This window comes from Terriglobus sp. YAF25, assembly GCF_052113305.1.
Lineage (GTDB): Bacteria > Acidobacteriota > Terriglobia > Terriglobales > Acidobacteriaceae > Terriglobus.
On record NZ_JBFRCY010000845.1, the window covers coordinates 1 to 3642 of the forward strand.

Consider the following 3642-nt stretch of genomic DNA (forward strand, 5'->3'; position numbering starts at 1 on the left):
CCTCGGCTGCGCCGAGATGTGGGTATTCGCACGCCCGCAAGCGATAATAGGGACCGGCTGAGCCCTCATGAAAACCCGTACAGAAAAAGACTCCCTCGGCGCCATCGAACTTCCGGCCGACGCCCTCTACGGCGCGCAGACTGCCCGCGCCATCCGCAACTTTCCCATCAGCGGCATGCGCGCTCATCCCGCCCTGATCCGCGCCATCGCGGCCATCAAGATGGCAGCAGCTGAAGCCAATCGCGACCTGAACACGGTCACCGCCGAACGCGCCAACGCCATCATGGCCGCCTCCAAGGAGATCCTCGACGGTAAACACCATGACCAGTTCGTGATCGATGTCTTCCAGGCCGGTGCCGGTGTCAGCTTTCACATGAACACCAACGAGGTGATCGCCAACCGCGCCAACCAGATCCTGGGCGCGAAGCTCGGCAGCTACGAGAAGGTGCATCCCAACGACCACGTCAATTACGGCCAGTCGACCAACGATGTTTTTCCGACGGCCATGCGCCTCTCCGCGCTGCTGGCTCTCGAGGACATCTACCCGGTGCTGAAGTCACTCTCCGCCACCTTTGCGAAGAAGGCAGAGCAGTTTGATCACGTCCTCAAGTCCGGCCGCACGCACATGCAGGACGCAACGCCGATCCGTCTGGGACAGGAGTTCGCTGCCTATGGTCTCGCTATCGCGCACGCCTGCCGCACGATCAGCCGCACCTCGGCCAGCCTACGGGAGCTTGGTTTGGGAGGCTCGGCTGTCGGCACCGGGCTCAACACCCATCCGCAGTACCGCGCTCTGGCCATCCAGAACCTCTCGACACTGACCAGGCAGCCGCTCTGCCCCGCGCCCGATATGCGCTATGCCATGCAGAGCTGTGCGCCGATGGCGGACCTCTCGGGATCGCTGCGCACGCTTGCTCTCGAGGTCATCCGCATCTCCAACGATCTGCGCCTGCTCGCCAGCGGCCCCAACACCGGCCTGAATGAGATTCAGCTTCCCGCACTGCAGCCCGGCTCCAGCATCATGCCCGGCAAGGTGAATCCGGTACTGGCAGAGCTTGCCGCCATGGTCGCCTTTCAGGTCATCGGGAACGACACCGCCATTGGCTATGCCGTACAGGCAGGACAGCTCGAACTGAATGTGATGATGCCCACCATCACCTACAACACGCTGCAGTCGATCCAGATCCTGACTAATATGCTGCGTGAGTTCGATGAGCGCTGTATCGCCGGCATCACCGCCAACGAAGATCGCTGCGCCTTCTATGCAGAGTCCACCGTCTCACTGGCGACGGCGCTCAATCCCTACATCGGCTACGCCAAAGCGGCAGAACTGGTAAAGGAGTCGATCGCAAGCGGCAAAGGCATCCTCTCCCTCGCCCGCGAAAAAGAACTGCTGACCGACGAACAGATCACCGAGATCCTCGACCCGCAAAAGATGACCGAACCCCGCGAAACCATTTAGGGATAGCTCCACCTGGGTGCCCCATATCTCGGCTACGCCGAGATGTGGGCATTCGCGCTATGCACGAACCATTCAACACCTCTAACTCAAACAAAACATAACAGTTAAATCTTCCTTGGCCGGATCTGCCCCGAACCCGGAACTTTTTCTTGCAACTTCCCGTGCCTGAGGCTACTCTCTACAACTGACATGCGGATGCGCGCATTCCAGCCCGGCTTTTGCTTTACCTACCGCTACTGGTGGCCAGTAGCGGCTCAGGCGAAGCGCGGGCGCGTGTTCCACGGATAGAACCCTAAATTAGGCCGCGCCCTGGCCAAGGAGCTTGGCTGGGAGTTCTGCGATCTCGATCACATCATCGAAACAACGCACGGCGCCACCATCGCCGAGCTCTTCACCCAGCACGGTGAGCCCGGCTTCCGGCAGCTTGAGACCCGCGCTCTTGCCGCGGCACTTGGCCGCCATAATGCTGTCATCGCCCTTGGTGGTGGAGCGTTGGAGTCGCTCACCAATCGCCTGCTCCTCGAACAGAAGCCCAACACCCTCACGGTCTTCCTCGATGCGCCGTTCGAGATCCTTTTCGATCGCTGCGTGCTTCAGCCGGATGCTGCTATCCGTCCTGTCCTCAAGGACCCAGATACTGCCGCCGCCCGCTTCAAGGCGCGTCGTCCGCAATACCAGCGCGCAGCCCACATCATCGTGGAAACCGAGGCGCTCACCCCGACTGAGACCGTCGCACGGTTGATTGAGGAGTTGCGCCGGCACTAACTTCACGCGCCAGGCGCAGTTTCCGCATCGTATGCTTTGACGAAACTGTGTTAGCACGGAGACCTGCGCCTGGTGGAACCACCCATCATCAATCCCCCGAAAGACCGCTCCCGCGAGATTCGCGGCTATATTCTCTTTACCTTCCTGGTCATGTTTGCCAGCTTCCTCGCCTGGAAGCTGATGCATCAGCTCGAGATTCTCTACGTCTCAGCCATCTTCGCTGTCGTGCTCACGCCGGTCGTGCACGCCATCATGCGCTGGAAGATCAGGAGCTGGAGCCCCAACCAAGGCATCTCCGTCCTCGTTCTGATGATCGGCATCCTCGGCCTGCTGACGCTGCTCTTCTGGCTCGGCCTTCCCCCGGTCATCTCCGATCTGAAGCAGTTCGCAGAGGGGTCATCCTCACGATGTACTTCATCCTTGAGGGCGATACCGTTTACCGCTACTTCCTCTCCATGGTGCCGGCCATCTACCGCACTCGCCTGGATATGACGCTGCAGAAAGCAGAGTTGCGCGTCAGCCGCTGGCTCATCGGCCAGCTCTCGCTCATGGCCATCCAGGGCGTGTACAGCATCATCGTCTTCTTCTCGCTGCACGTCCGCTACTTCATGCTGCTGGGTGTCCTGATGGGTATCACCAACATCATTCCGGTGGCAGGCAATCTCATCACCATCATCATTGTCTTCTGCGTTGCCGCGATCGATTCCTGGACCAAGGCATTGCTCGTCCTGCTCTTCTACGTCATCTACTCCCAGGTTGAGAATGCCTGGCTGGTGCCTAGGATCATGCGCTCCAGCGTCGACCTGATGGGCATCACCGTCCTGGTCGCGCTGCTCTGCGGCACCGCCGTCGCCGGCATCGTCGGAGCCCTGGTAGCCGTCCCCACCGCCGCCCTTGTTGCCGTCATCACCGACGAGTACCTGGTACGAGGGGATTGAAGAAAAGTTGAATGGTTGAATTGTTGAATGGTGAGCCCAAACGGCCCGGAAGATCTGAAACTCACGATTCAACTATTCAACTAACCAACCATTCAACCGTTTTTATCCCACCTTTGTAGTGTTGCAGTTCATGTTTTTGGCGTCCTATACTCGTGCGGTTTGGCCACCGACCGGTCTGGTCAAACCAGTTCTGCTGCCGACCTATACCGTGGCAGCACGACGGCCGGAGAGACGCTGCTGACAGCGACAACCATGAAGGACAAAAACATGCAGGTGAACGAAATTTTGACGCTTGACCAGGAAACCAACCCCTGGGCAGCGCAGGAAGCCCGCTTCAATGAAGCGGCAGAAAAACTCGGGCTCGAAGAAGGTCTACAAAAAGTTCTACGTCTGCCGAACCGCGAGATCATCGTCCATTTCCCCGTTCTGATGGACAACGGGAAAATTGAAGTCTTTACCGGCTACCGTGTACAGCAC

At 59.2% G+C, this 3642-nt stretch carries 5 protein-coding genes; all 5 read left to right on the plus strand.

Annotation, left to right across the window (positions count from 1 at the left end):
- Window positions 1–67 precede the first annotated feature (67 nt).
- On the plus strand, window positions 68–1462 hold the full coding sequence (locus AB4043_RS24420; RefSeq protein WP_442300654.1) for an aspartate ammonia-lyase: 1395 nt from the start codon (window positions 68–70) through the stop codon (window positions 1460–1462).
- Window positions 1463–1816: 354 nt separating this feature from the next.
- The gene (locus AB4043_RS24425) at window positions 1817–2227 is read left to right on the plus strand and encodes a shikimate kinase (RefSeq protein WP_442308379.1); all 411 of its coding nucleotides are present in this window, start codon (window positions 1817–1819) and stop codon (window positions 2225–2227) included.
- 72 nt (window positions 2228–2299) lie between these two features.
- Window positions 2300–2719, plus strand: coding sequence for a hypothetical protein (locus tag AB4043_RS24430; protein WP_442308377.1), 420 nt, complete (start codon window positions 2300–2302; stop codon window positions 2717–2719).
- Window positions 2635–3165 carry an AI-2E family transporter gene (locus AB4043_RS24435; RefSeq protein ID WP_442308378.1) on the plus strand — a complete coding sequence of 177 codons (531 nt, stop codon included), beginning with the start codon at window positions 2635–2637 and terminating at the stop codon, window positions 3163–3165. The genes AB4043_RS24430 and AB4043_RS24435 overlap by 85 nt, the downstream gene beginning before the upstream one ends.
- A 252-nt stretch (window positions 3166–3417) precedes the next feature.
- Window positions 3418–3642 (plus strand): Glu/Leu/Phe/Val dehydrogenase dimerization domain-containing protein (locus AB4043_RS24440; protein WP_442308380.1); only part of this gene is annotated, 225 nt, incomplete at its 3' end.

Coding starts and splice junctions, on each gene's coding strand:
- AB4043_RS24420 (WP_442300654.1), top strand. CDS start 68: ATGAAAACCCGTACAGAAAAAGACTCCCTCGGCGCCATCGAACTTCCG.
- AB4043_RS24435 (WP_442308378.1), top strand. CDS start 2,635: ATGTACTTCATCCTTGAGGGCGATACCGTTTACCGCTACTTCCTCTCC.